The organism is Luteimicrobium subarcticum (assembly GCF_002798015.1).
GTDB classification, from domain to species: Bacteria; Actinomycetota; Actinomycetes; order Actinomycetales; family Cellulomonadaceae; genus Luteimicrobium; species Luteimicrobium subarcticum.
In genome coordinates, this window is the sequence record NZ_PGTZ01000013.1 from 63,457 (window position 1) to 88,297 (window position 24,841).

The window sequence follows — 24,841 nt, forward strand, 5'->3', positions numbered from 1 at the left end:
TGCGCGGGGCGTCGTCGTGCGCGCCGCCATGCGGGGAACGCTCAGGCAGCCAGCGCGAGACCGCCGTACCGGCCGGTCGACGGGGTGCGGGCCGGGGCGTGCTCGAGCCGGTGGACGACGTCGCGCAGCACGGCGGAGAGCGGGGCGTCGAGCGCGTCGCACAGCGCGACCACGACCTCCGACGACGGTTCCTTGCGGCCGCGCTCGACCTCCGACACGTACGCCACCGACAGGCGGGCCCGCTCGGCCACGTCGACGAGCCGCAGCCCGAGGTCGTCCCGTCGGCGCCGGAGCTCGGCGCCGAGGGCGTCGCGCAGCAGCGGCGGCGCCGTCGTCCCCGTGCCCGTGCGGGGCAGGACGGGTGGGGCCGTGGACGTCGGTGCGGGCGGGGCGGCGGGTGTCGTGGGCACCGGGCGGAGGACCGCCCTCCGGGCGTCGTGCATGGTGGCTCCCCCTGTGCTGGTGCGGATGTGGGCGGTGGTCCTGGCTCTTCCCAGCACGCTAGCCCGCGGTCGCGCGGTGCGGCGCGTGCTGCGTTGCGCCCTCAGCAGATCGGCGTTCTGCGGCGGGCAGATCGGCCCCCGGCAGAACGGCCCGCACGTCGGCGACCCGGCTCCGCAGACTGGCGGCATGAGCGAAGAGACCGCACCCGTCGACCGCGAGCTCGCCCGCGAGCTCCTGAAGCACCGCATCGTCGTCCTGGGCCGGGAGGTCCGCGACGACGACGCCAACGAGATCTGCGGACGCATCCTGCTGCTCGCCGCACAGGACCCCCGCGCCGACATCCAGCTCTACATCAACTCGCCCGGCGGCTCGGTGTCGGCGGGCTTCGCGGTGTTCGACACGATGCGGCTCGTGCCGTGCGACGTCCAGACCGTCGCGATGGGGTTCGCGGCGTCGATGGCGCAGGTGCTCCTCACGGCGGGGACGCCGGGCAAGCGGTTCGCCCTCCCGCACACGCGGATCGTCATGCACCAGCCTCTCGGCGGGATCGGCGGCTCCACGACGGACGTGCGGATCCAGGCCGAACAGCTCCGGCAGACCAAGGACGTCATCGCCGCGATCACGGCCGAGCAGACCGGTCAGCGGGTCGAGCGGATCGTCGCCGACGCCGACCGGGACCACTGGTTCACCGCGGAGGAGGCGAAGGAGTACGGGCTCGTGGACCACGTCGTCGACCTGCACCTGCCCGTGAGTGGGTAGGGCGTGGCATCGACGCGCGAAGGGCATCTCGGCGGTTCCTTGACACGTCAGGGCGACCGTCCCCTAGGCTGAACTAGCCAGAAGTTCTGGCTAGCCAGAGAGGGGCATGCCGTGCAGGTCAACGTCCTCGAAGCGCGCAACAACCTGTCGCAACTGATCGCGCGCGCGACCGCCGGCGAGGAGGTGGTCATCGCCAAGCGTGACGTGCCGCTCGTCCGCCTGGTGCCTGTGTCGATCGACCTCGTCCACGGGCGTGGCAATGTGGTCGTGGAGTGGCTGGACGGTCACCCGCTGCCTCCTCGGCTGACCCGTGAGCCGGCGCAGCTCGATCTCGACATCGCGAACGAGCGTGAGGGCTGGGAGTGATCTACCTCGACAGCTGTCTGGTGATCTACGCCGTCGAGGACCAGGGGAGTCGGGGTACGAGGCTGCGGGAGATGCTCGCGCGCGACGAGGTCTTCGCGGTGAGCCCGTTGGTGCACCTCGAGTGTCTCGTCGGACCGCTGCGGCGTGACGACATCGACGTCGAGCAGCGATACCGCACGGTTCTCGCGCTGTTTCATCAGGTCGAGCTCGACCAGACCGTGATCGAGCGCGCGGCGCGACTTCGGGCCACGACGCTCATGAAGACGCCCGACGCGCTCCATGTGGCAGCGGCGCAGGTCCACGGCTGCGACGCACTCTGGACGAACGACGACCGGCTGGCCGCTGCGAGCCGAGGCTTCGCCGTCGGGGTCCTGTCGTCCTGACGGGGGGGGGGGGGGGGGGGGGGGGGGGCGTCCTGAGCGCGTGAAGCACGGGACGGGGCAGCGCGTGAAGCTCAGGACGACCGGTGGTCGACGAGCTCCAGGCGCGGGCCGCGGCGGGGTGCGCGGGCGACACCCGCGAGCAGCAGGTGGTGCACCACCCGGTGCCGGTGGCCGCGGTACGGCTCGAGCAGCGCGAGCATGCCGTCGTCGTCGGTGCGCTCGCCGGTGAGCGCCCACCCGATCTGCTTCGCCAGGTGGAAGTCGCCCACGGACACCGCGTCCGGGTCGCCGAGGACGCGCTGCGCGGTCTCGGCGGCGGTCCACACGCCGACGCCGGGCACCGTGCGCCACAGGCGGCGGGCCTCGGCGGGGTCGCCGGGGGAGCGGTCCGCGGCGCGCTGCAGCGACGACGCGAGCCGCGCGCAGGCGACGACCGTGCGCGCGCGGCCCGGGTCGACGCCCGCCTGGTGGAAGTCCCACGACGGCACGGCCGCCCACGCCGCAGCGGACGGCGGGACGCTCATCCGGTCCGCGACCGGCCCGGGCGCCGGCTCGCCGTGCCGCAGGACGAGCCACCGCCACGCCGCGTGCGCCGTGATCGTCTGGACGCGCTGCTCCAGCACCGCCGGCACCAGGGCCTCGAGCACGTTGCCCGACCGGGTGAGCCGGACCCGTCGGGTGCTCCGCCACGCGTCCCGGACGACGCCGGGCGGCGGGTCGAAGCCCGTGTCGTCGTCGTGGACGCCGAGCAGGCCGGGAGCGGCGTCGAGCGCGGCCTCCGCACCGTAGCCCCACGCCTGGACCGTCACGCAGCGTGGCCCGACGGCCAGGAACCGCAGCGTCGCCGTGCCCGCGCGCGTCCGGGTCGCGCGCCACACCGCACCGTCCGGGCCGACCTGCTGGGCCGGGTCGCGCCTGCCGCGGGCGTGCGGCGCGAGGGTCGCGCGGACGTCCACCGGCGCCGCCGTCTCGACGGTCCGCTCGCGCGGCACCGTGCGCGGAGCCACCGGCAGAATCGAGCGCGGCGGCAGGACGGACGTCACCGGTCCATCGTCACACGGCCCGTCCGGACCGAGGGCATGCCACAGCGTGCCCGGTGACGGTGCGCCCGATGAGTCGGTGCAGCGGGCGGAGTCGACCCTGATGGCGGGCCCGGACCGCGGGCTGCCCGACCCGGAAGGACGACCCATGACCGACACCCTGCTCGCGACGGCGTTCAGCGGCTTCTCCGTCGACGACCTCGACGCCGCCCGCGACTTTTACGCCGGCACGCTCGGCCTCGACGTCGAGGAGACCCCCGGCATGGGCCTGTGGCTGCGGATCCCTGGCGACTCCGGGGTGTTCGTGTACCCGAAGGGGGACGCGCACGTGCCCGCGACCTTCACCGTGCTCAACTTCCCCGTCGCGGACGTGACCTCCACCGTCGCCGCTCTGCGCGAGAGGGGCGTCGCGTTCGAGCGGTACGCCGGCACGCCCGTCGAGACCGACGACGACTTCGTGTTCCGGGGCGGCGGCCCGCTCATCGCGTGGTTCACCGACCCCGCGGGGAACGTGCTGTCCGTGGTGGCGGACGCGTGAGCGCCGCGGGCGGAGGACGTCGGCTCGTCGTGACCCAGAACGTCACGGTCGACGGCGCCGTCGAGATGCTGGACGACTGGTTCGACCCCGCGGACCAGGACCCCGAGGTGCTCGCGGAGATGCGACGCCAGGACGCGACGTCCGACGCGATCCTGCTCGGCCGGCAGACGTTCGAGGACTTCCGCGGGTACTGGCGGCACCGCGACGACGACCCCACGGGCATCGGCGCCCAGCTCGACGGGCTCGCGAAGCACGTCGTGTCGACCACGCTCACCGACCCGGCGTGGGAGAACACCACCGTCATCCAGGACGGACTCGACGGGGTGCGCCGGCTGCTCGCGACGCCCGGGCAGGACGTCGTCGTGACGGGCAGCATCAGCCTCTGCCATGCGGTCGACGCCGCCGGCCTGGTCGACGAGTACCGCCTGTTCGTCTACCCGGTCGTGCAGGGGCGGGGGCGACGGCTGTTCCCGGAGGGTTCGGCGCCGCGGCGGCTGCGCGCGCTCGAGACGCGGCAGTTCGCGGACGGAGTGGCTCTGGTCCGATATGCGTCTTAAAGCATGAGACGGCGCCCATATGTAAGCGATGCGGTGTAACTTGTGCTCGCCGCGGATGCGTCGCGGCACCGGAGCGCACTGGGGCGTTCCGTCACAAGGGGGCTCAATGAGACTCTTCAAGCAGCTCGTCGCCGTTCTCGTCCTCTCCGTCGTCGCGTCTGTCGGCGCTGCGCAGCTTGCGCAGGCGGATTCGTGGCGGGCATGACACACGAGTCCTGCCCGCCGTCCGTGAGGGCGGCCCTCGTCCTCGACGGCGTCGCCGTCCGACGTCGCGGCCGCGATGTCGTCGTGGTCGATCGGCTCCGCTTCGACCGGGGGAGCCACGTCCTCGCGGGAGCCAACGGCTCCGGCAAGTCGACGCTGCTGGCCGGCATCGCCGGGCTGCTGCCCGTCGACGGCCTGGTCACGGTCGGTGGGCAGGACGTCACGTCCGGTGCCGGGCGACGGTCCGTCGCCTACCTGCCGCAGGCCCCGTCCGGCCTCGACCACCTCACCGCGCTCGACGCCGTGCGGTTCGCCCAGGCTGTCGTCGGCCTCGCGGCGGCAGACCCCGTCGCGCACCTCGAGACCGTCGGGATGGCCGACAGGGCCCGGTCGCGCGTGGGTCGACTGTCCGGGGGTGAGCGACGGCTCGTCTACCTCGCGACCCTGCTGACCCAGCGGGCGCCCGTGTTCCTGCTCGACGAGCCGACCGTCGGGCTCGACGCCGCCCACCGGCTCGCGCTGCGGGACGTCCTGAGGCGTATCGCGGCAGAAGCCGTCGTCGTCACCGCGACACACGTCGCCGACGACCTCGACGACCTCGCCGACCGCATCGTCGTCCTGTCTGACGGTCGCGTCGTGCACGACGGGCCGGGCGCTGACCTGCGCGACGCAGCTCCCGACGGCCCGTCCTGGGATCGCGCACTGACCGCCCTGGCGGTGGCTCCATGAGCGGGGCTCCCACCGTTGCGTCGCCTTCATCCACATCCTCGGCTCCGGACAAGGAGCCGGCCGGCGCGCCGCTCGCCATCTCGTCGCGCGCGCTGTGGTGGTTCGGTGCTGCGCTCGTCGCACTCCAGGTCGCGCAGATCCTCGGCCGGTCGCACGCCGCTTGGATCGACGTGCGATGGGCGTGGTCGCAATACCTCTTCTCTCTGGTGATGTTCGGCCCGCTCGCCGCCGCGGGGGGAGCGTGGCAGGGCCGAGCGCTCATCCAGGCAGGATGGCTCGCGCGGATCCGTCCGTGGCGCGGCGCATGGCTGTTCATCGCCCCGGTGACCGCGCTCGCGCTCACGGTCTTCCTGGGCGGCCTCGTTGCTCAGTTCGCGCTCTGCGTCGTGACGGGAGCACCGGTCGACCTCTTGGTCGCCGACTCGGTCGACGGGGTCATCGCCGTCGTCGGGGTGGTCACCTACGTGCTCGCGGGCGCCGCGATCGGTGCCGCCCTGCGCTGGCGCGTCGTCGTGCCGCTCGCCGCAGGCGCCGCGTTCGGCCTCACGATGTGGGCCTGGATCGCCGGGATGGATGTCCTGGTGAAGTTCGGCGGAGCGACCGGCGGGCTGACCGGGTACGCCACGCGGCCGGGGCAGCAGCTCGTCCGCCTCGCCTTCCTCCTCGTGGTCGCTGCCGGATGCGCACTCGTGGTCCGCGAACGGCTGGGCTGGTCGCGCGGCACCCGCCGCGGCGTGGTGGGAGCGGTCGTGGCCGTGGCCGTCCTGTTCGGCATCGCGGGCAGCGTGGACGACGAGCTGCGAGCAGTGCCTGTCGCGTGGGCCTGCGCAGGCAAGGAGCCGACGGTCTGCGTGCCCGGCACGGCGAAGCGGTTCCTGCCCGATCTCATGACGGCTGTCGACAGGCAGGGCCTCGCCCACCAGGTGGTCACCGCGTCGCCCCGGACAGCCACGACGCTCCGCATCACCGACGACCTCCTCCTCGCGCGGGTGGCCCGAGTCGGTGCTGCGCCGGACCGAGAGGTGGGAGCCAGGATCGGAATCGAGGTCAGCAACCGATTGATGGCGCCGTACTGCCTGAGCTCGGAGAGCCCCGAGAGCTGGTGGTCGAACCCGGCAGTCGAGCAGCTGGGAACCTGGATCTCGTACTACACGAGCCGAGACGCCGACGACGTCACCACCCCCGCCGACGCCGGCATCCCCGACGCACCGATCGGCTCGCCCGCAGCGACGACGTTCCTCGCCACGACGCTCGCGCAGCTCCCGCCGTGCCCGAAGGGCTGAGAGTCGTCCGCCCGCCCCGCGCGATCGCCGTCGCGCGGGCCTGGCGGCTCCCGCTCGTCGCCGCCGGTCTCGCCGTCTACGGGCTGCTCGCCGCCCTGCTCGCCGGGCCGGTCACCATCCCCGGACGCACCGTCAAGGACGTCGTCGCGCCCCTGCTGCCGCTCCTCGTCGTCGGTGCGTACACCGCGGCGCAGCACGTCCTCGTGACCGCGACCGTCGAGCGTCGCCACCCGCGCTACCGGTGGCGCCGGCTGCTGCTCGTCGCCCTGACCCTCGCCGGAGGGGCGCTCGTCGCGGCGCTCGTGGGGCTGTGCTCGGACGTCAGCCCCCTCGTCCTCGACCGCAACCTCGCGCTGTTCCTCGGGGTGGTCCTGCTCGCCGGGCCGGCCGCGACCGACGGCGCGCTCGTCGTCCTCACGCTGTTCGGGGCGGGGAGCTGGATCCTCGGGTCGCACGGTGCCGGCGTGCCGCCCGCGTCCTGGGCGCTCCCGCTCGCGCTGCCGGACGCTCCAGCTGCTGCCGCGGCCGGGTGCGCGGCGCTCGTGGGCGGGCTCGTCCGCGTCGCGTTCAGCAGGCCGTGACGCCCGGTGGCTCCGGCGCGCGAGCGTCGGTGCGGCCGCGTAGCGTCGTCGGCGACCGCACACCAGCCGGCGACCAGGCCGGTGACCGCTGCCGAGGGAGGACCGATGGGTCACAAGAAGAAGTGGAGCGAGCTGAGCGGGGGCCAGCGGTTCGGGGTGCTCGTCCTGGGCGTCGCGCAGCTCGCCCTCACGGTCAGCGCGTACCGCGACCTGTCTCAGCGTGACGAGGACGAGATCGAGGGCACCAAGCTCGCGTGGGGCGTGGCGATCCTCGTGAACTGGATCGGCCCGATCACGTACTACCTCAAGGGCCGCAAGAACCTGGGGCTCAACGCGTCCTGACGGCCGGATCGTAGAGTGGAAGCGTGCCCCACCTGACGCCCGACCCCGTGCCCGCCCCTGCCCCGGAGCCGTTCCCCGCGGCGGGGGTCCGCGCGTCGGCGCTCCTGCTCGACCTCGACGGGACGCTCGTCGACACCACGGAGAAGGTCGAGGCGGCGTGGCGGTGGGGCGCCGACACGCTGGACGTGCCCTTCGAGACCCTGGAGCCGTATATCCACGGTATCCCGGGGGTGCAGGCCCTCGAGCTCGCCCTGCCCGGACGACTGACCGTCGCCGAGCGGGAGGAGCTCACGCACGAGCTCCTCGGACGCATGTCCGACCCGGCGGCCGGGCACGTCCGCTGGATGCCCGGCGCCCAGCACGTCGTCTCCACGCTCGCGCGTGACGCCGCCGACCGGTGGGCCATCGTGACGAGCGGTGACACGCGACTCGCGGGGTCCAGCGTCGAGGCCCTCGCGCTGCCGCTGCCGCCCGTCATGGTGACGTCCGAGGACGTCGAGCTCGGCAAGCCGCACCCCGAGCCATACCTGGAGGGCGCCGACCGGCTCGGCATCGAGCCGTCCGAGTGCGTCGTCGTCGAGGACGCACCCGCGGGTGTCGCCGCCGGGAAGGCGGCGGGCATGCGCGTCCTGGCGCTCACCACGACGTACGACGCCGAGGCGCTGCACCAGGCGGACTGGGTCGTGCCGACGCTCGAGGCGGTCACGGTCCGGACCGACGACGACGGTCTGCTGCTCACGGCGATCTGACAGGAGGCGCGATGGACCGGCCGGACGACGCACCACAGGACGAGGTCGAGGCCGCCCGCCGCGCGCGTCGCCGCCGCGACGAGGAGCACCGCCGCACCGAGAACCCGCGCTCTCCGCAGTCCCGGCTCCGGGCGCAGGAGGACGTGGTGCTCAAGGCGCGCTGGGTCGACCACGTCGTCGAGGACGCGATCGCGCGCGGCGAGTTCGACGACCTCCCCCTCCAGGGCAAGCCGATCCCGAGCCTGGGCACGCACCACGACCCCGACTGGTGGGTCAAGCAGCTCGTCGAGCGCGAGCACGTCACCGGGGTGCTGCCGGAGGCGCTGCAGCTCCGCACCGACGACGCGAGGCTCGACGCCCACCTCGACCGGGAACGCACCGAGGCGGGGGTGCGGGCACAGGTCGAGGAGTTCAACCGCCGCATCGTCGAGGCGCGACGCCAGCTGCTCGGCGGCCCGCCGGTCGTGACGCCGCTGCGGGACGTCGAGACGGAGGTCGAGCGCTGGCGCTCGCGGCGGGAGCGTCCGACGATCGAGTGATGACGACTCGCGGTGACGAACCCGGCGACCTGCCCGTGGCGGGTGGTGTGCTCTTCGACGTCGACGGGACCCTGGTCGACTCGAACTACCTGCAGGTCGACGCCTGGGTGCGGGCGTTCCACGACGTCGGGCTCGAGGTCGACGCGTGGACGGTGCACCGGACGCTCGGCCAGGCCGGCCCGGAACTGATCGAGCGGGTCGGCGGCAGCGCCGCCGCGGCGTGGACGGCACGGCTGAGCGACGCCCACGAGCGGTACTCGGCGGCGAGCGCGTTCCTGCTGCGCCGCACCCCGGGCGCCCGGGAGCTGGTGCGCGCCGTCGCCGCGCACGGGGTGCGTCCCGTCCTCGCGACCTCGGCGTCGCCCGCCAGCCTCGAGCGACTTCGTGCGGTGCTCGACGTGGACGACGCGATCCGGGCCGTCACCTCGGCCGACGACGTCGACGTGTCGAAGCCGGAGCCCGACCTGGTGCACCGGGCCCTCGAGGCGGGCGTGATCGACCCGGCGCGCGCGGTGTTCGTCGGCGACAGCGTGTGGGACGTCGAGGCCGCGGGCCGCGCCGGCATCCCCTGCGTCGGTGTGCTGTGCGGAGGCGTGGCGGAGGCGGAGCTGCGCGAGGCGGGTGCCGTCGCGGTCTACCGCGACCCGCAGGACCTGCTCGACCGGCTGGACGACAGCCCCCTGACCCGCGCGTTCAGTCCGTGAGGCCGACCCGCCGCCCGGAGCCTCGCTCCAGGGGCGCGGCGCGACCTCATTCCCACGGCGGGGTGTCGCCGAGCTTCTCGTAGTACCGGGCGTGGTGCGCCGTCCACGACAACGGCGAAGCCGATTCCCGAGTCACCGCCCGTGGCGACCGCCACGCGTCCTTCGAGTCCGAGGTCCATCTCCCGACGTGAGGGCCGCCGCGACCCCGATGCCCGAGGTCGCGCGCTCAGCGCTCCGGGCGATCGACCGGGCGGTGGGGGTCCGCGCCGCTCTGCGTGAAGAACGACAGCTGGCCCGTGGTCTCGAGCACGGCCAGGCGGACGTCGGCGATGCGTTCGATGCCGTTCTGCCGCGCCGCCTCCATGAGGTCGTCCAGGGACACGCGCTCCCGCTTCATGACCTCGAACGACGGTTCGCCGTCCGCCACCACCACGACGGGGACCCCGTGCACCACGGCCCGTGCCCGCGGGAAGCGGGCGTTGACCCAGGTGAGGAAGATCGTCGCGGTGGCGAACGTCCCCACGGCGAGGACAGCCGCCGTCACCGAGTAGTCCTGCTGCGTCACCCCTTGCTGAACCATGTCGCCCATCGTCACGAACAGCACCAGCTGGAACGTGCTCAGCTCGCCGAGCGTGGACCGCCCGACGACCCGGGTGACGAACCACAGGAAGACGAAGACGACGAGCGCGCGCGCGACGATCTCCACGGGTGCCTCCTCAGGGCAGCAGGACGGTGCGGAACGGCGTCGTGGCGACGGGCGACCCGTCCAGCAGGACCGACACCTCGCCCGACCGTCCTCGGTGGCTCGACGGCTGGACGTACGTGTCGAACGTGACGTCCATGGTGTCCCCGGGCGGACTGGCGAACGTCCACACGAGCCACGTGCCGTCGTCCGTCTCCGCCGTCGGTGACGGGGTGAGGCCCTGCTCCTCGAAGATGTCGAAGTAGTCGGCCGTCACCCGCACGACGACCTGCTTCGGCAGTCCGCCCGCGTGCGTCACCCGGACGGACCACGGGACGTCGAGGCCGGCCCGCGCGACCGACGCGTGGTGCACCGCGACCGTCCAGCCCTGCTCCTGGCGAGTGCTCGTCGAGGTCCGTAGCCCGAACAGGTTGAGGGCGCCGGCGACCACCACGAGCACCAGGCCCGCTGTGCCGACCCGCCGTGGCCACGCCGAGCGCGGCCCCGCGTCGACACCACGTGGTGACTCGAGCGTCGGGAGCTGGTCGGGCATACCGCGATCATGGACCGAAGGCTCCCGGGACGCCCTCCGGGCGGCACCGCGTGCGTGGTCTCGTGCCCCGTCCGAGCATCGAAGGATGACACGCTTCGGATACACCCTCATGACCGAGCAGTCCGGACCGCGCGAGCTCGTGCGGTACGCCGCTGCCGCCGAGGACGCGGGCTTCGACTTCGAGGTGTCGAGCGACCACTTCTTCCCGTGGCTCGACACGCAGGGGCACGCGTCGTACGCGTGGTCGGTGCTGGGCGCGGTGACCCAGGTGACGTCCCGCGTGGAGCTCATGACGTACGTGACGTGCCCGACCATGCGCTACCACCCGGCGGTCGTCGCCCAGAAGGCCGCCACGCTCGGGCTGCTGTCGGACGGCCGGTTCACGCTCGGGCTGGGCGCGGGGGAGAACCTCAACGAGCACGTCGTCGGTGAGGGCTGGCCCGCGGTCGCCGAGCGGCAGGACATGCTCGAGGAGGCCGTCACGATCATCCGCGCGCTGTTCGGGGGCGGCTACGTCACCTGGGAGGGCACCCACTTCCGGGTCGACTCCGCGCGCGTGTGGGACCTGCCGGACGACCCCGTGCAGCTCGGCATCGCGGTGTCGGGGGACGCGTCCGTGGACCGCTTCGCACCCCTCGCCGACCACCTCGTCGCCGTCGAGCCCGACGCCGACCTCGTGAGGTCGTGGGGAGCGCTCCGGTCCGACGCCGGGCTGCCGGTGTCCCGGGCGATCGGGCAGGTGCCCGTGTGCTGGGCGCCCGACCGGGACACCGCCGTGCGGCGCGCGCACGAGCAGTTCCGGTGGTTCGGGCTCGGGTGGCCCGTCAACGCGAACCTGCCGACCACCGAAGGGTTCGCGGCCGCGAGCCAGTTCGTCCGGCCCGACGACGTCGCCGACGCCATCGCGTGCGGCCCCGACCTCGACGCGATCGTCGAGTCCGTCGCGCCCTACTGGGAGGCGGGGTTCACCGACGTCGCGCTCGTCCAGATCGGGGACGAGGGACAGCAGGAGTTCCTCGAGACGGTCGCGGGACCCCTGCTCGACCGCTTGCGGGAGGCCGCGCCCTGACCGTCGGTCGTCAGTCGCCGACGGTGACCGTGACGGTGACGACCGCGACGTCGTCACGACGGGCGTCGTCCGGCGCCAGCGCCGCGACGAGGGCTGCGGGACTCGTGTCGCCGGTCGCAGCGATCAGCGCGCGCAGCCGCTCGACCCCGTCGAGCACGGTCTCGTCGCGGCGCTCCACCAGGCCGTCCGTGTAGAGGACGAGCGTGTCGCCCGGGCGGAGCCACGCACGGTGGTCGTGCCGGTCGGCCGGGGCGATGCCGAGGAGCATGTCGCCCCGGCGGTGGAGCGTCTCGACCGACCCGTCGGCGCGGCGGACCACCGGCGGCAGGTGCCCGGCGCTCGACCAGAGCAGCTCACGCCGCCCGTTCCGACGCGGTGTCGACACGTGGCACACGAGCGCGGTGGCGGTCGTCCCGAGGCGGAGGCCACGGTTCGCCTCGTCGAGGCGCGTGAGGACCCTCGACGGCGGCTCGCGGAACGTCCACGTGAACCCGCGCAGCATCGCGCGCAGCTGGCCCATCCGTGCGGCCGACTCCATGTCGTGCCCCGTGACGTCGCCGACGACGAACGCGCTCGACCCGTCGGCGAGCGCCAGCGCGTCGTACCAGTCGCCGCCGACCTCCTCGCCCCGGGACGCCGGGACGTAGGCGGCGTCGAGCTGCACCCCGTCGATCGTCGGGAGCTCGGTGAGCATCGCCGCCTGGAGCTGGTGCGCGACGTCACGCCGGTCCTGGAGCAGCAGGGCACGTTCGAGCGCCAGCGTCGCATAGGCGGCGAGCTGCCGTGCGACCGTCCGGGTGGCGTCGTCGATCTCGCGGGGGAGCTGCCACCGGACCACGGCGACCCCGAGGGGTGCTGCCGCAGTGACCAGGGGGAGCATCGCGGCGGCGCCCGGTCCCGTGCCGCGCAGCTCGGGGAACATCTCGGCGAGCTCGTCACCGTCCGCGAACAGGAGCGGTCGCCCCGCCTGCAGGGTGCGGACGGTCGCGTTGGTGGTCTCCGTCAGCGGGATGTCGCGCCACGCCACCTCGGCGAGCCCCGGGACGGGGGAGCGGCGCGCCCACGTGATGCTCCGGTCCTCGATGAGTGCCACGGCGCAGCGCGACCCGCCCAGCGCCGTCGTCGCCATGCGTTGGAGCGTGTCGAGCGCCTCGGGCAGCGTGCGCGTCTCGGCGAACGCCTCGGCCACGATGAGCAGGTCACGGTTCAGGCGGCTGCTGCGGCGCGCCAGGCGTTCCGCCTCGAGGCTCCGCGTGCGCTCGCCCCGCACCTGGATCTCGGACGTGCACGCCGCGGCCAGGTCCGCGAGCGTCGCGAGCTCGTCGTCGGTCCACGTGCGCGGCTCCGAGTCGATCGCGCAGAGCGACCCGACGGCGCGTCCCCGGGCGTCGTGCAGCGGGTAGCCCGCGTAGGCGATCGCGCCCAGGTCGGGGATCGCGAGGTTGTCCTGGAGGAAGTCGACGGTGCGCGCGTCCGACACGACGAGCGGCTCGTCCGCGCGGACGACGTACTGGCAGAACGAGTGGCTCAGCGCCGTCCCGCGCCGCGTCGCCCACGGCTCGGGCAACCCCACCATCCCCGGGAAGACCTGGCCCGACGCGTCGACGAACGACACCAGCGACACCGGGACGCCGAGCAGGGCATGGGCGAGCCGCGCGAACCGCTGGTACGCGGGGTCCTCGCTGCCGACCGGGCCGTCGGCGGCCGGTTCGGGGGGTGGCTGCACAGGCCGACGGTAACAGCGGCCGGTGACCCGCCGGAGCGTCCGTGGCCCCGGGCGACGGAAATGCGGTGGCCCCCGTGGGCGGTCGGTGCCACCATAGGTGCGCCCCGCCACGTCGCGCAGCCGGACTGCGCGCGTCTGCGGGGACCACACGCCCCCGACGACAGGAAGCCCGTTGAAGGTCAGCTCCCGCTCAGCGTCCCCGCGCTGACCGCCCTCCCGCGAGGGCAGGTCCGGCGCACCGCCGAACCCTCCGGAGCCCTGTATGCCTGCAACGCCCGCTCGACCGTCGTCGACCCCTGCCCCCACGTCCTCGTCGGTCGTCCTCAACCACGTCACGTTCGCGTGGCCCGACGGTGACGTCGTCCTCGACGACGTCACCGTCGCCTTCGGCCCCGGCCGCACCGGCCTCGTCGGCCGCAACGGCGCCGGCAAGTCGACCCTCCTGCGGCTCGTCGCCGGCGAGCTCACCCCCACGTCCGGCGCCGTGACGACCCACGGCGACGTCGCGTGGGTGCCGCAGGACCTCGTCGTCCGCGACACCGGCGCCACGGTCGCCGACCTGCTCGGCGTCGGCACCCGTCTGCGCGCCTTCCGCGCCATCGAGTCCGGGGAACCCGACCCGGCGCGCCTCGCCGCGCATTTCGAGGCGCTCGCCGACGACTGGGAGGTCGAGCAGCACGCCGCCGACGCGGCCCGCGCCTGCGGGCTGACGGCCGCAGACCTCGACCGACCCGCCGCGACCCTCTCGGGCGGCGAGACGATCCTCGCCGCCGTCCGGGCGGCGCGCGACGCCCGCGCGTCCGTGACGCTCCTCGACGAGCCGACCAACAACCTCGACCGTCGCGCCCGCGAACGGCTCCACGTGATGCTCGACTCCTGGCCGGGCACGCTCCTCGTCGTCAGCCACGACCGCGAGCTGCTCGACCTGCTCGACCGCACCGCCGAGGTGCGCACCGGCGCCGTCGACGTGTTCGGCGGCACGTTCACCCAGTACGAGGAGCACCTCGCCGTCGAGCAGGACGCCGCCGCCCGGGCCGTCCGCACCGCCGAGCAGCGCCTCCGCGCCGAAAAGCGCGACCGCATCGAGACGGAGACCCGCCTCGCCCGGTCCGCGAAGGCCGGGCGCAAGGCCGCCGAGAGCATGCCGAAGATCCTCGCGAACGCCCGCAAGAGCGCCGCCGAAGGCACCGCGGGCAAGCGCCGCGGTCTCGCCGACGACCGCGTCGACGCCGCCCGCGACGCCGTCGACCAAGCCGAAGGACGCGTCCGCGACGACGACCGCGTGCACGTCGACCTCCCCGGCACCGCCGTCCCCGCCGGACGACGGCTCGTCGAGGTCGACCCCGACCGGACCGTCGACGGTCGCGGGCTCGTCCTGCAGGGACCCGAGCGTGTCGCGCTCGTCGGCGACAACGGCGCCGGGAAGTCGACCCTCCTCGACGCGCTGCTCGCCGGGACCGGCGGACGGGTGCTGACCGACCGGGTCGGGTACCTGCACCAGCGGCTCGTGCTCGGGGACGAGCGTGGCGGTCCGGCGGGCGAGGCGCGGACGGTGCTCGACGTGGTGCGCGCGGCCGCGCCCGACGTGCCGCCCGGGCAGGTGCGCGACCGGCTCGCACGGTTCCTGCTGCGCGGCCGGACCGTCGAGCGCCCCGTCGGCTCGCTGTCGGGGGCCGAACGGTTCCGCGTCGCCCTCGCGTGCCAGCTCCTGCGTGAACCGCACCTGCTCGTCCTCGACGAACCCACCAACAACCTCGACCTCGGGACCGTCGACCAGCTCGTCGACGCCCTCGCCGGGTACCGCGGCGGGCTGCTCGTCGTGAGCCATGACGAACGGTTCCTCGAGCGCATCGGCGCCGGGTACGACGGGACGCGTCCCGGTCGTCGTTGGCTCGTCGAGAGGGGGTGCGGAGTGCGCGAGGTGACCGTCCTCAGCGCCTGACGCGTCCCGGACCCGTCCGGTGCATCCGTCCGGGTCGTGCCGGCGGGCGTCGCCGCAGACGGCACCCTGCAGATCCCCGCGTCGGGCCAGGTCGCGGGCTGGTACCGGTACGGCCCGGCGCCGGCCTCCCGTGCCGGGAGCGCCGTCCTCGCGTCGCACGTCGACACGCTCCAGGGCATCGGACAGTTCGCGCGCCTCCAGGACGTGCGGCGGGGAGCGCGGGTCGACGTGCGGGACGCGTCCGGGGCCACGGCGCACTACGCGGTGCGGTCCGTGCTGCTGGTCGCGAAGAGCCGGCTCCCGCTCGACCAGATCTTCGACGAGACGGGCCCGCGGCGTCTCGTCCTCATGACGTGCGGCGGGACGTGGGACGCGTCCACCGGGCACTACCGGGACAACGTCGTCCTGGTCGCGACCCCGGTGTCCTGACGGAGTGCCGCCGCACACGACGACGGCGGGGGCACCGTGATGGTGCCCCCGCCGTCGAGTCGTGCTGTGTCGAGCCGTGCTGTGGAGCGGACGACGGGATTCGAACCCGCGACCCTCACCTTGGCAAGGTGATGCTCTACCAACTGAGCCACGTCCGCGTGCGCGCTGGAGACCCTGTACTGGGTGCGTGCGCGTCCTCAGTCTAGTCGACGTCGTCGCCCGCGCCGACCGCCCGGTGCCCGTGCCCGCCCCCGTCCCGCGCCCGCCCCGCCGGTCCGTCGCCTACGCAAGGTCGCTTCGCGTCCGTTGCGGCGCGCGCGAAGGGCCGAGACGGACGCGAGCTCGCGGGCCGGCCGGCCGCATCGCGGTACCGGGGCGGCGGACGTAGCGTCGGACGATGGGTGACCTCGACGACTACCTCGCGTCCGTGACCGACGCGGCGTCGCGGACGGCACTGGAGCACGTGCGCGACATCGCGCTGGACGTCGTCCCCGACGCCGAGCAGGGCACCAAGTACGCCATGGCGGCGCTCGTGTATCGGGGCAAGGGGCTCGTCGCGCCGGTCGAGAACAAGCACCACCTCTCGGTCGTGCCGTTCAGCGGGGAGGTCGTCGCGCAGGTCGCCGACGACCTCGGTGGGTTCTCGCTGTCGAAGGGGACGATCCGGTTCGACGCCGCGCACCCGGTGCCCGACGACGTCCTCCGGCGCGTCGTGGAGCTGCGGCGGGCCGAGATCGACGCGCGCGCGCCTGAGCGCGCGGGGCCCGGGCGTCCTGGTCCCGGAGCGCCCTGACCGAGGACGTCCGCACAGGGCGTCACGCGGTCACCGGCCGGAGCTCGCGTGCACTTCGGCCCTTCGCGTGCGCCGCAACGGACGCGAAGCGACCTTGCGTAGGCGACGGACCAGCGGCGACGGACCAGCGGCGACGGACCAGCGGTGCCGGACCGCGGGGTGCCGGACCGCGGGGGTCAGGGGGGCGGGGCGGTGGACGCCCGCACGACGAGCTCGACGCCGATGAGGTCGGCGTCACCCCGGTCGTCGCCTCCCGCACCGGCACCCGCGTCGACGAGGTCGAGCAGCAGCTCGGCGGCGCGCACGCCCTTGCGACGCGTGTCCTGCCGGACGGTCGTGAGGGCGGGGGTGACCTGCTGGGCGATCTCGGCGTCGTCGAACCCGACGACGGACACGCGACCGGGCACGTCGACGCCGTGCTGCGCGAGCCCGCGGACGAGCCCGGCGGCGAGGACGTCGGCGGTGGCGAACACGGCGGTCGCGGTGGGGTGCTCGTGGGCGATGCGTGCGCCCGCGGAGAGCCCGTCGGCGTATGTGGTCCAAGAGGGCACGATGCTCGCGGGGGACCATGCGACGTCGTGGGCCGCGAACGCGGACCGGAACCCGGCGAGGCGCTGCTCGACGACGTGGCTGGCGGTGAGCGTCGGGCCGCAGAACACGACGTCGGTGTGCCCGAGGGCGAGGAGGTGCTCGGCGGCGAGCCGCCCGCCTTCGTGGTCGTCGGTGCGGACGGTCCGGGTGCGGGCCGGAGCAGCGGGGCCGTGGACGCCGGGCGAGTAGGCGTCGATGACGACGGTGGGGAGGTCGTCGGGCAGGGCGAGGTCGTCGAGGGCGTCGTCGGTGAAGCCCATGACGACGACGCCGTCGAGGTTCCAGCGTTGGACGGAGTCGAGGACGTCGCGGGCGTCGGCGACGCCGCGGAGCATGAGGTGGTGGTCGCGGCGGCGCAGCGCGGTCTCGACGGCGCCCATGACGGAGACGTCGTGGGGGCTGACGAGGAGGTCGTCGTCGTCGGTGCCGGCGGGGACGAGGAGCCCGACGAGGCGGGTGCGGCCGGCGGCGAGGGACTGGGCCGACGCGTTGGGGACGTAGCCGCGGAGGGCGACGATGCGTTCGACCTCGGCGGCGGTGGTGGGGGAGACGCGGCCGCGGTTGCCGTTGACGACGTTGCTGACGGTCATGACGCTGACGCCGGCCTCGCGGGCGATGTCCTTGAGGGTGACGCGCGGCACCGGTGCTCCTTCGAAACTGGGGTCTTGACGGGGATCCTATCCGCGTTTAGCGTTAAACGTGTAGCGCTAAACCTTGAGTCTCGACGTGGAGACGAGAGGGCGCACGACGACCACCCGGCCGCGGCCGGACATCTCAAGGAGAGACGATGAAGTCATCGACCATGTGGCGTGCCGCCGGCGCCGTCGGAGCCGTTGCGCTCGGTCTGGGGTCGCTCACCGCGTGCAGCAGCGGCAGCAGCGGGAGCCCCGAGAGCCCGTCCGCCGCCGCGACGCTCAGCGGACCCGTCACCATCACCGTGGCGATCGACCAGGGCCTCAACGCTGACGCCAAGGCCCAGTTCGACCAGCGGGTCGCCGTCTTCGAGAAGGCCAACCCGCTCATCACCGTGAAGTCCCAGGAGTACACCTGGACGGCCACGACGTTCACCGCGGACCTGGCGGGCGGCACCCTGCCCGACGTCTTCCCGATCCCGTTCACCGACGGGCGCGGCCTCATCGCGCAGGAGCAGATCGCCGACATCAGCCCGCTCGTGAAGCAGCTGCCGTACGCCGACACGTTCAACAAGAACGTCGCCACCGAGGGCGAGGACGCCGACGGCAACATGTGGGCCGTCCCGATCGCGGCCTACGGTCAGGGCCTGCACTACAACCGCGCGCTGTTCACCGAGGCCGGGCTCGACCCCGACAAGCCCCCGACGACGTGGGACGAGGTCCGCGCCGACGCCAAGCAGATCTCGGACAAGACCGGCATGGCCGGCCTCGCGATGATGACCAAGTCGAACACCGGCGGCTGGATCCTCACCACGATGGACAACGCCTTCGGCGGCCGCGTCGAGGACACCGCGGACGGCACGACCACGGCCACGGTCGACACCGACCAGATGAAGGAGGTCGCGCAGTACCTGCACGACCTGCGCTGGACCGACAACTCGATGGGCCAGAACTTCCTCTACGACTGGGCCGGCATCAACCAGGACTTCGCCGCCGGCAAGATCGGCATGTACGTGTCGGGCGGCGGCAACCTGCCGAACCTCATCACGCAGAACAACATGGACGTCAAGGACTACGGCCTGACCGTCCTGCCGCTGCAGGGTGACGACGCCGGCGCGCTCGGTGGCGGCACGCTCGCCGCGGTGTCCGCCAAGGCGACCCAGCAGGAGCAGATCGCGTCCGTGAAGTGGATCGACTTCTACTACGTGCAGCAGCTCGTCTCGAAGGACGCCGCCGTGGCGTCCGCCGAGCAGTCGGTCGCCAACAAGCAGCCGGTCGGTGCGCCTCAGCTCCCGATCTTCGACCAGGCGACCTACCAGCAGCAGCAGGAGTGGATCAAGCCGTACGTCAACGTCCCTCTCGACCAGATGACGGGGTACACGGACAACGTGTTCGGCCAGCCGCTCGTCCCTGAGCCCGGCGTCGGGACCCAGGACGTCTACGCCAAGCTCGACAACGTCGTCCAGACCATCCTCACGCAGAAGGACGCCGACATCGACAAGCTGCTGAGCGACGCGCAGACCCAGGCACAGCGCGTCGTCGACTCCAACTCCTGACACACCACCCCAGCTCGGCCCGGCCTCCATCCGGATCTCGGCCGGTCCGCCTGCGCCGGTCGGTGGGCACCGCTCCGCCCACCGGCCGGCGCATCTTCTCGTTACCGTTGGAGTCACCCATGAGCACCCTTGCGCCACCGTCCCGCACCCTGCGCACGCGTCCGATCGCGGACCCGCGCGCGGTGGTCCAGGGCGAGAAGTACCGGATCACCGTCCTGACGGACGGGCTGCTGCGGCTCGAGTACGCCGACGACGGCGTCTTCGAGGACCGGGCGTCGTCCTTCGCGGTGTGCCGCGAGCTGCCCGTCCCGGACTTCCGGGTCCTCGAGGACGGCCCGCACCTGGAGATCGTCACCGAGCGCCTCCACCTGGTCTACGACCGGGGGCGGTTCACGACGAGCGGCCTGTCGGTCGCCGTCCGCGGCGGGGTGACGGTCTACCACTCGGTGTGGCGCTTCGGGGAGGTCCTCGGGGACGCCGACGGCACGGTCGCGGGGATGCCGGCGCTGCGCGGCACCGCCCGCACCCTGGACGAGGCGGACGGCGCCGTCCCGCTCGAGGACGGCGTGGTGTCCCGCACCGGTTTCGCGCTGCTCGACGACTCCGCGTCGATGCTGTTCACGGACGACGGGTGGGTCGCGCCACGGCCGCCTGCCCCGGCCGGGGGCGAGCGCCACGACCTGTACGTCTTCGGGTACGGACACGACTACGCCGAGGCGCTGCGTGCCTTCTACGCGGTCTCCGGACCGCAGCCCCTGCTGCCGCGCTTCGCGCTCGGCAACTGGTGGAGCCGCTTCCACCGGTACACCGCCGGCACGTACCGCGAGCTCATCGAACGGTTCGACGCCGAGGGGCTGCCGTTCTCCGTCAGCGTGATCGACATGGACTGGCACGTCGTCGACGTCGACCCCGCGCTCGGTTCCGGCTGGACCGGCTACTCCTGGAACCGCGACCTGTTCCCCGACCCGGACGTGTTCCTCGCGTGGCTGCACGAGCGCGGGCTGCGGGTCACGCTCAACGTGCACCCCGCGGACGGCGTCCGCGCCCACGAGGACGCGTACGAGGAGATGGCCCGCGCGCTCGGGCGCGACACGTCGCAGCGGGACCCCGTCGCGTTCGACGTCACCGACCGCGAGTTCCTCGCCGCGTACTTCGACGTCCTGCACCGCCGGCTCGAGGACGACGGCGTCGACTTCTGGTGGGTCGACTGGCAGTCCGGGCCGCACTCGCGGGTCGCCGGCATCGACCCCCTGTGGATGCTCAACCACTTCCACTTCCTGGACGCGGCGCGCGACGGGCGGCGCCCGCTGACCTTCTCGCGCTACGCCGGTCCCGGCTCGCACCGGTACCCCGTCGGGTTCTCCGGCGACACGGTCATCAGCTGGGACTCGCTCGCCTTCCAGCCGTCCTTCACGGCGTCCGCGGCGAACATCGGCTACGGGTGGTGGTCGCACGACATCGGCGGGCACATGCACGGCGTCCGGGACGACGAGCTCGCGACCCGCTGGCTCCAGCTCGGCGTCTTCTCGCCCGTGCTGCGGCTGCACTCCGGGTCCAACGCGTTCATCACCAAGGAGCCGTGGACCTTCCCCGAGCCCGCCCGGACCGCGATGACCGAGGCGCTGCGCCTGCGCCACCGCCTCGTCCCGTACCTGCACACCATGAACCACCGCGCCGCGTTCGAGGGCGCGCCGCTCGTCGCGCCCCTGTACCACCGCTGGCCCGAGGCCGGCCCGGCGTACGAGGAGCGGCACGAGTTCACGTTCGGCACCGAGCTGCTCGTCGCACCCGTCACGTCGCCGTCCGACCCCGTGACCCGCACCGCGTCGACGTCCGCGTGGCTCCCGCCCGGCACCTGGGTCGACCTGTTCACCGGCCTCGTCTACGACGTCGGTCCCGACCAGGACGCGACCGGCCGACCGGGAACCGGGCGCGAGATCGTCCTGCACCGCGACCTGTCGTCCGTGCCGGTGCTCGCCCGCTCCGGTGCGATCGTCCCGCTCGACGCCCGCGCGGTGCCCGGCAACGACGTCGGCAACCCCGCGGCGCTCGAGGTGGTCGTGGTCGTCGGCGCCGACGGCGCGTTCGACCTCGTCGAGGACGACGGCGTGGGCGACGGGTCCGACCCCGACGGCGTCGTCCGCACGCCGCTGCGCTGGGACGACCCGGCAGGTGCGCGCGCGGTCACGGGTGCGAGCGGGGACGCGCGGTCGGGGCGGCTCGTGGTCGGGCCGGCGGCCGGTGGCACCGCGGGCCTCGACTCGCTGCCCGCGACGCGCTCGTGGACGGTGTCTTTCCCGGCGTTCGCCGGCGGCCGCCGGACGGACGTCGACGTCGTGCGGGCGACGGTCGACGGCGTCCGGGTCGGATCCACGACGACGCGAGGGCTGGGGGGTGCGTTCGCGGTGACCGTCGAGGACGTTCCCGTGGGCGCCGAGCTCGTGCTGCTGCTGGACGCGTCGCGGGGCGTGCGGCTGCGTGCGAACGACGTCGTGGGCCGCTGCTTCGACGTGCTCGACCGCGCGCAGGTCGCGTACGACCTCAAGGAGCGCATCCAGGGCGTGATCGCGGGGACCGTCTCGTCCGGCGGCTCGCTCACGACGGTGGTCTCGCGGCTCCAGGCGCTGGGGCTGCCGCGCGTGCTCGAGTCGGCGCTCGGCGAGGTGCTGCTCGCGCAGGGGTGAGCGTGGGCGGGGCCGGGCCCGTGGCGGCCCGCGCCACGGCCTCAGGGGGTCGGTACCAGGCGGGGGAGGACCACGTCGAACCGGCACCCCCCGGGGACGTTCCGCACCTGGACCGCCCCCGAGTGCGCCTCGGCGATACCGCGCGCGATGGCGAGGCCCAGGCCTGCGCCGCCGGGCACGGGCTGGTCGCGCACCCTGCGGCCGCCCTCGGGGGCGTCGTCGGCGGTGCGGCCCGAGCCCGCGTCGCCGGTGGCCGCGAGCGCGGCAGGGGGCGTGCGCGCCGACGACCCGCGCCACCCCGCCTCGAACACCCGGGTGAGGTCCGCCTCGGGGATCCCGCCGCCCGCGTCGACCACGCCCACGGCCGCACGGGCACCCGGCTCCGCGGTCGTCATGACCTGGATCTCGCTGCCCGCAGGGGAGTGCTGGATCGCGTTGATGAGCAGGTTCCCGACGACCCGCGCGAGCTCGCGGGCGTCGCCGACGACGGTCAGGTCGGTCGGCCCCGACTGCGAGAGACTCACCGCCCGGGACCGTGCGAGGGGAGCGAGCTCCGCCACCGCGTCGCTCACCAGGTCGTACAGCGCGAGCGGCTCGAGGGTCAGCGACAGGGTCCCGGAGTGGATGCGCGACAGCTCGAACAGGTCGTCGACCATGCCCGACAAGCGGTCGACCTGCGCGTGCATGCGCCGGTAGTAGAGCTCCGGGTCGTCGGCGAGGCCGTCCTCGAGGGCCTCCGTCATGGCGCGCAGCCCGGCGAGCGGGGTGCGCAGGTCGTGCGAGATCCAGGCGACGAGGTCGCGCCGGGCGGACTCGGTGCGGGCCGCCTCGTCGCGCGCCAGGGCGAGCTTCTCGCTCGTCTCCGCGAGCACGGACGCCAGCTCGGCGAGATCTCCCCCGCCGGCTCCCGGCACGGCGCGGACGGTCCGCCCCTCACCGACCTCGCGCGTCAGCGTCCGGACGCGGCGGACCTCCCGGGCGAGCCAGAGGCCCAGGACGGACGCGCCGCCCAGCGCGACGACACCCGAGACCCCCGCGACCCACAGCGCGACGACCAGGTCGTGCGGCGACAGGTACATGGCCTGCGCGACCGCGACCATCCCTGCGAGCGCTGCGACGACCGCCGCCCCGACGACCACGCAGACCTGCGCGAGGAGGCTCGCGCTGCGCCACCGCAGCAGGACGACGACCGCGACGCCGCACACCACGAGGGCGCAGGCCACGGCGATCGCGACGATGACGAGGAGGTCCTGGAGGGCGATCATGCGAGGTCTCCGCCGGCGGGCGTCGCGCTCGCCGAGGCGCCGGCGCCGGAGGAGAACCGGTAGCCGACGCCCCAGACGGTCGTCAGCCACGCCGGGTGCGCGGGATCGTCCTCGATCTTCTCCCGCAACCGTCGGACGTGGACGGTCACCGTCGACAGGTCGCCGAACTCCCACCGCCACACCGCACGCAGCAGCTGCTCGCGGCTGAACGCCTGGTCGGGGTGCTTGAGGAAGAACGCCAGCAGGTCGTGCTCGCGGACGGAGAGGGTGAGGGGCGCGTCGTCCTTCGTGAGCGTGCGACCGCCCGGGTCGAGCCGGAACGGGCCGAGGTCGAACGCCGCCTCCGGGGTGAGGTCCGTGACGCTGCGGCGCAGCACCGACCGGACCCGCAGCACCAGCTCGCGCGGGGAGAACGGCTTCGCCAGGTAGTCGTCGGCCCCGGCCTCGAGGCCGGTGATGCGGTCCTCGGTCGAGCCGAGCGCCGTGAGCATCACGACGGCCGTGCCGTGCTCGGCGCGCAGGCGCCGGCACACCTCGACCCCGTCGATCCCCGGCAGCATGCGGTCGAGCACCACGAGGTCCGGGCGTGCGCGGGCCGCGATCCGCAGCGCGCTCACGCCGTCCGCGGCCTGGTCCACCAGGAATCCCGCCGCCCGCAGGTACTGGCACGCGACCTCGCGGACCGTCGGGTCGTCCTCGACGACGAGGACCCGGCGGTCCGTCAGCACGTCGTCCGCCGCACCGGGTGCGGCGGCAGGGGAGGAGACCACCCGTCCAGCGTAGGCGGGAGGCCCGCGCCGGGCGCTCGGCCGGGGGGTGCGACGGGCGTCCGTCCTCGGACCGTAAGACCTGGGGGGCGCGACGACCCGTCCGGTCGAGCCGCTCCGGACGTCAGGTCGGGGGCGCCACCCCGAGCGGCACGAGCAGCTGGACGACGTGCTCGCGGATCTCGTCGCGGATCCGTCGGACGCTCTCGATGCCTTGGCCGGCGGGGTCGTCGAGCTCCCAGTCCTCATAGCGCGTGCCGGGGTAGTACGGGCAGGCGTCGCCGCAGCCCATCGTGACGACGACGTCCGAGTCCTGGACCGCGCCCGCCGTGAGCATGCGGGGCTGCTCGCCCGTGAGGTCGATGCCGACCTCGGCCATCGCCGAGACCGCGACGGGGTTGATCTGGGACGCAGGCACGGAACCCGCTGACCGGACCTCGACCGCGTCACCGGCCAGGGCGCGCACGAACCCTGCGGCCATCTGGGACCGTCCCGCGTTGTGCACGCAGACGAACAGGACGGCCGGGGTGTCGGTGACGCTCATCGGCCGTCTCCCGCGGCGGGGAGCGCGCTCGTGAGCGCGGCGGCGAGGAGCGGGCGGGCGTCGACGGTGAGGCTGAAGTAGGCCCATCGCCCGCGCTGCTCACGGGCGACCAGCCCGGCGTCGATCAAGACGCGCATGTGGTGGGACAGGGTCGGTTGGGTCAGGCCGAACGGCCCGGTCAGGTCGCAGATGCAGACCTCGCCGTCCGGGGCTGCCGCGATCGCGGCGACCAGGCGCACCCTGGTCGGGTCGGCGACCGACCTGAGCAGGGTGGCGACCTCGTCGGCGCGCTCGGGCGAGAGGGCGCTGCGCGGGGTCGCGCAGCAGGACGCCGTGGCGTCATCGGGGGCGAGGGGGAGCGGGGTCGTCACGGACCCATCGTCCACCATC

The 24,841-nt window shown here is 73.8% G+C and carries 28 protein-coding genes and 1 tRNA gene; 18 read left to right on the forward strand and 11 right to left on the reverse strand.

The features are described 5' to 3' along the window. Nucleotides 1–41: 41 nt before the first annotated feature. Nucleotides 42–410, reverse strand: a complete 369-nt coding sequence (locus CLV34_RS15375) for a helix-turn-helix domain-containing protein (protein ID WP_245859292.1) — start codon at nucleotides 408–410, stop codon at nucleotides 42–44. Nucleotides 411–630: 220 nt separating this feature from the next. Here CLV34_RS15375 and CLV34_RS15380 point away from each other — a divergent pair, with 220 nt between their 5' ends. The 3 genes from CLV34_RS15380 (at nucleotide 631) to CLV34_RS15390 (ending at nucleotide 1,952) form a co-directional block, all read left to right on the forward strand. Then, entirely contained in the window at nucleotides 631–1,203 is a 573-nt protein-coding gene (locus CLV34_RS15380; protein WP_100351200.1) for a ClpP family protease, read from the forward strand. A 111-nt stretch (nucleotides 1,204–1,314) separates the two neighbouring features. Then, entirely contained in the window at nucleotides 1,315–1,569 is a 255-nt protein-coding gene (locus CLV34_RS15385; RefSeq protein ID WP_100351201.1) for a type II toxin-antitoxin system Phd/YefM family antitoxin, read from the forward strand. Beyond that, entirely contained in the window at nucleotides 1,566–1,952 is a 387-nt protein-coding gene (locus tag CLV34_RS15390; RefSeq protein ID WP_157803882.1) for a type II toxin-antitoxin system VapC family toxin, read from the forward strand. The genes CLV34_RS15385 and CLV34_RS15390 overlap by 4 nt, the downstream gene beginning before the upstream one ends. Nucleotides 1,953–2,023: 71 nt before the next feature. Here the strand turns inward: CLV34_RS15390 and CLV34_RS15395 are convergent, their stop codons facing one another. Continuing rightward, complete coding sequence (locus CLV34_RS15395) at nucleotides 2,024–2,959, reverse strand: DNA-3-methyladenine glycosylase family protein (protein WP_211289486.1); 936 nt, start codon at nucleotides 2,957–2,959, stop codon at nucleotides 2,024–2,026. Between the two features lie 181 nt (nucleotides 2,960–3,140). On the opposite strand from CLV34_RS15395, the gene CLV34_RS15400 reads away from it, so the two are divergent. The 9 genes from CLV34_RS15400 to CLV34_RS15440 all read left to right on the forward strand — a co-directional run bounded on the left by CLV34_RS15400 (nucleotide 3,141) and on the right by CLV34_RS15440 (nucleotide 9,218). Then, nucleotides 3,141–3,530: a VOC family protein gene (locus tag CLV34_RS15400; protein ID WP_100351203.1), complete on the forward strand. Its 390-nt coding sequence runs from the start codon at nucleotides 3,141–3,143 to the stop codon at nucleotides 3,528–3,530. Between the two features lie 29 nt (nucleotides 3,531–3,559). Next, nucleotides 3,560–4,087 carry a dihydrofolate reductase family protein gene (locus CLV34_RS15405; RefSeq protein WP_245859293.1) on the forward strand — a complete coding sequence of 176 codons (528 nt, stop codon included), beginning with the start codon at nucleotides 3,560–3,562 and terminating at the stop codon, nucleotides 4,085–4,087. A 201-nt stretch (nucleotides 4,088–4,288) separates the two neighbouring features. Continuing rightward, nucleotides 4,289–5,020 carry an ATP-binding cassette domain-containing protein gene (locus tag CLV34_RS15410; protein ID WP_100351204.1) on the forward strand — a complete coding sequence of 244 codons (732 nt, stop codon included), beginning with the start codon at nucleotides 4,289–4,291 and terminating at the stop codon, nucleotides 5,018–5,020. Next, a complete protein-coding gene (locus CLV34_RS15415; RefSeq protein ID WP_100351205.1) occupies nucleotides 5,017–6,303 on the forward strand; it encodes a hypothetical protein in 1,287 nt (428 codons plus the stop codon). Before CLV34_RS15410 ends, CLV34_RS15415 begins: the two co-directional genes overlap by 4 nt. Next, complete coding sequence (locus CLV34_RS15420) at nucleotides 6,288–6,884, forward strand: hypothetical protein (RefSeq protein WP_100351206.1); 597 nt, start codon at nucleotides 6,288–6,290, stop codon at nucleotides 6,882–6,884. Before CLV34_RS15415 ends, CLV34_RS15420 begins: the two co-directional genes overlap by 16 nt. Nucleotides 6,885–6,989: 105 nt before the next feature. After that, nucleotides 6,990–7,226 (forward strand): PLD nuclease N-terminal domain-containing protein, encoded by a 237-nt coding sequence (locus tag CLV34_RS15425; protein ID WP_100351207.1) that lies wholly within the window; start codon nucleotides 6,990–6,992, stop codon nucleotides 7,224–7,226. A 23-nt stretch (nucleotides 7,227–7,249) separates the two neighbouring features. After that, nucleotides 7,250–7,975 (forward strand): HAD-IA family hydrolase, encoded by a 726-nt coding sequence (locus CLV34_RS15430; RefSeq protein ID WP_100351208.1) that lies wholly within the window; start codon nucleotides 7,250–7,252, stop codon nucleotides 7,973–7,975. 11 nt (nucleotides 7,976–7,986) lie between these two features. Then, nucleotides 7,987–8,514 (forward strand): DnaJ family domain-containing protein, encoded by a 528-nt coding sequence (locus CLV34_RS15435; RefSeq protein ID WP_100351209.1) that lies wholly within the window; start codon nucleotides 7,987–7,989, stop codon nucleotides 8,512–8,514. After that, nucleotides 8,514–9,218, forward strand: a complete 705-nt coding sequence (locus CLV34_RS15440; protein ID WP_100351210.1) for an HAD family hydrolase — start codon at nucleotides 8,514–8,516, stop codon at nucleotides 9,216–9,218. The genes CLV34_RS15435 and CLV34_RS15440 overlap by 1 nt, the downstream gene beginning before the upstream one ends. A 226-nt stretch (nucleotides 9,219–9,444) precedes the next feature. Here the strand turns inward: CLV34_RS15440 and CLV34_RS15445 are convergent, their stop codons facing one another. Beyond that, nucleotides 9,445–9,924 carry a DUF421 domain-containing protein gene (locus CLV34_RS15445; protein ID WP_100351211.1) on the reverse strand — a complete coding sequence of 160 codons (480 nt, stop codon included), beginning with the start codon at nucleotides 9,922–9,924 and terminating at the stop codon, nucleotides 9,445–9,447. Nucleotides 9,925–9,934: 10 nt separating this feature from the next. Next, nucleotides 9,935–10,453, reverse strand: coding sequence for a hypothetical protein (locus CLV34_RS15450; protein WP_100351212.1), 519 nt, complete (start codon nucleotides 10,451–10,453; stop codon nucleotides 9,935–9,937). An 85-nt stretch (nucleotides 10,454–10,538) separates the two neighbouring features. On the opposite strand from CLV34_RS15450, the gene CLV34_RS15455 reads away from it, so the two are divergent. Continuing rightward, entirely contained in the window at nucleotides 10,539–11,522 is a 984-nt protein-coding gene (locus tag CLV34_RS15455; RefSeq protein ID WP_100351213.1) for an LLM class F420-dependent oxidoreductase, read from the forward strand. Nucleotides 11,523–11,532: 10 nt separating this feature from the next. Here CLV34_RS15455 and CLV34_RS15460 read toward each other — a convergent pair whose 3' ends face one another. After that, nucleotides 11,533–13,248, reverse strand: a complete 1,716-nt coding sequence (locus tag CLV34_RS15460) for a GAF domain-containing SpoIIE family protein phosphatase (RefSeq protein ID WP_170044714.1) — start codon at nucleotides 13,246–13,248, stop codon at nucleotides 11,533–11,535. A 262-nt stretch (nucleotides 13,249–13,510) separates the two neighbouring features. Between CLV34_RS15460 and CLV34_RS15465 the strand changes: the two genes are divergently transcribed. Then, entirely contained in the window at nucleotides 13,511–15,190 is a 1,680-nt protein-coding gene (locus tag CLV34_RS15465) for an ABC-F family ATP-binding cassette domain-containing protein (RefSeq protein WP_100351250.1), read from the forward strand. A 36-nt stretch (nucleotides 15,191–15,226) separates the two neighbouring features. After that, nucleotides 15,227–15,619: a class F sortase gene (locus CLV34_RS15470; protein WP_100351215.1), complete on the forward strand. Its 393-nt coding sequence runs from the start codon at nucleotides 15,227–15,229 to the stop codon at nucleotides 15,617–15,619. Nucleotides 15,620–15,701: 82 nt separating this feature from the next. Here the strand turns inward: CLV34_RS15470 and CLV34_RS15475 are convergent. Further along, nucleotides 15,702–15,777 (reverse strand) — tRNA-Gly (locus CLV34_RS15475). A gap of 239 nt (nucleotides 15,778–16,016) precedes the next feature. On the opposite strand from CLV34_RS15475, the gene CLV34_RS15480 reads away from it, so the two are divergent. Continuing rightward, a complete protein-coding gene (locus tag CLV34_RS15480; protein ID WP_100351216.1) occupies nucleotides 16,017–16,412 on the forward strand; it encodes an iron chaperone in 396 nt (131 codons plus the stop codon). Nucleotides 16,413–16,588: 176 nt separating this feature from the next. On the opposite strand, the gene CLV34_RS15485 is transcribed toward CLV34_RS15480, so the two are convergent. Then, complete coding sequence (locus CLV34_RS15485; RefSeq protein ID WP_211289487.1) at nucleotides 16,589–17,644, reverse strand: LacI family DNA-binding transcriptional regulator; 1,056 nt, start codon at nucleotides 17,642–17,644, stop codon at nucleotides 16,589–16,591. A 146-nt stretch (nucleotides 17,645–17,790) separates the two neighbouring features. Between CLV34_RS15485 and CLV34_RS15490 the strand changes: the two genes are divergently transcribed. Both CLV34_RS15490 and CLV34_RS15495 read left to right on the forward strand, forming a co-directional pair. Further along, entirely contained in the window at nucleotides 17,791–19,191 is a 1,401-nt protein-coding gene (locus CLV34_RS15490) for an ABC transporter substrate-binding protein (protein ID WP_100351217.1), read from the forward strand. A gap of 119 nt (nucleotides 19,192–19,310) precedes the next feature. Beyond that, nucleotides 19,311–21,875: a glycoside hydrolase family 31 protein gene (locus tag CLV34_RS15495; RefSeq protein ID WP_100351218.1), complete on the forward strand. Its 2,565-nt coding sequence runs from the start codon at nucleotides 19,311–19,313 to the stop codon at nucleotides 21,873–21,875. A gap of 41 nt (nucleotides 21,876–21,916) precedes the next feature. On the opposite strand, the gene CLV34_RS15500 is transcribed toward CLV34_RS15495, so the two are convergent. The 4 genes from CLV34_RS15500 to CLV34_RS15515 form a co-directional block, all read right to left on the reverse strand. Then, nucleotides 21,917–23,140 carry a sensor histidine kinase gene (locus CLV34_RS15500; RefSeq protein ID WP_100351219.1) on the reverse strand — a complete coding sequence of 408 codons (1,224 nt, stop codon included), beginning with the start codon at nucleotides 23,138–23,140 and terminating at the stop codon, nucleotides 21,917–21,919. Further along, the gene (locus CLV34_RS15505; RefSeq protein WP_100351220.1) at nucleotides 23,137–23,910 is read right to left on the reverse strand and encodes a response regulator transcription factor; all 774 of its coding nucleotides are present in this window, start codon (nucleotides 23,908–23,910) and stop codon (nucleotides 23,137–23,139) included. Before CLV34_RS15505 ends, CLV34_RS15500 begins: the two co-directional genes overlap by 4 nt. 121 nt (nucleotides 23,911–24,031) lie before the next feature. Beyond that, the gene (locus CLV34_RS15510) at nucleotides 24,032–24,451 is read right to left on the reverse strand and encodes an arsenate reductase ArsC (RefSeq protein WP_100351221.1); all 420 of its coding nucleotides are present in this window, start codon (nucleotides 24,449–24,451) and stop codon (nucleotides 24,032–24,034) included. Further along, a complete protein-coding gene (locus CLV34_RS15515) occupies nucleotides 24,448–24,822 on the reverse strand; it encodes an ArsR/SmtB family transcription factor (protein ID WP_245859294.1) in 375 nt (124 codons plus the stop codon). The genes CLV34_RS15510 and CLV34_RS15515 overlap by 4 nt, the downstream gene beginning before the upstream one ends. Nucleotides 24,823–24,841 lie beyond the last annotated feature (19 nt).

Coding starts and splice junctions, on each gene's coding strand:
- CLV34_RS15380 (WP_100351200.1), top strand. CDS start 631: ATGAGCGAAGAGACCGCACCCGTCGACCGCGAGCTCGCCCGCGAGCTC.
- CLV34_RS15400 (WP_100351203.1), top strand. CDS start 3,141: ATGACCGACACCCTGCTCGCGACGGCGTTCAGCGGCTTCTCCGTCGAC.
- CLV34_RS15410 (WP_100351204.1), top strand. CDS start 4,289: ATGACACACGAGTCCTGCCCGCCGTCCGTGAGGGCGGCCCTCGTCCTC.
- CLV34_RS15415 (WP_100351205.1), top strand. CDS start 5,017: ATGAGCGGGGCTCCCACCGTTGCGTCGCCTTCATCCACATCCTCGGCT.
- CLV34_RS15425 (WP_100351207.1), top strand. CDS start 6,990: ATGGGTCACAAGAAGAAGTGGAGCGAGCTGAGCGGGGGCCAGCGGTTC.
- CLV34_RS15435 (WP_100351209.1), top strand. CDS start 7,987: ATGGACCGGCCGGACGACGCACCACAGGACGAGGTCGAGGCCGCCCGC.
- CLV34_RS15440 (WP_100351210.1), top strand. CDS start 8,514: ATGACGACTCGCGGTGACGAACCCGGCGACCTGCCCGTGGCGGGTGGT.
- CLV34_RS15450 (WP_100351212.1), bottom strand. CDS start 10,453: ATGCCCGACCAGCTCCCGACGCTCGAGTCACCACGTGGTGTCGACGCG.
- CLV34_RS15455 (WP_100351213.1), top strand. CDS start 10,539: ATGACACGCTTCGGATACACCCTCATGACCGAGCAGTCCGGACCGCGC.
- CLV34_RS15465 (WP_100351250.1), top strand. CDS start 13,511: ATGCCTGCAACGCCCGCTCGACCGTCGTCGACCCCTGCCCCCACGTCC.
- CLV34_RS15480 (WP_100351216.1), top strand. CDS start 16,017: ATGGGTGACCTCGACGACTACCTCGCGTCCGTGACCGACGCGGCGTCG.
- CLV34_RS15490 (WP_100351217.1), top strand. CDS start 17,791: ATGAAGTCATCGACCATGTGGCGTGCCGCCGGCGCCGTCGGAGCCGTT.
- CLV34_RS15495 (WP_100351218.1), top strand. CDS start 19,311: ATGAGCACCCTTGCGCCACCGTCCCGCACCCTGCGCACGCGTCCGATC.
- CLV34_RS15500 (WP_100351219.1), bottom strand. CDS start 23,140: ATGATCGCCCTCCAGGACCTCCTCGTCATCGTCGCGATCGCCGTGGCC.
- CLV34_RS15510 (WP_100351221.1), bottom strand. CDS start 24,451: ATGAGCGTCACCGACACCCCGGCCGTCCTGTTCGTCTGCGTGCACAAC.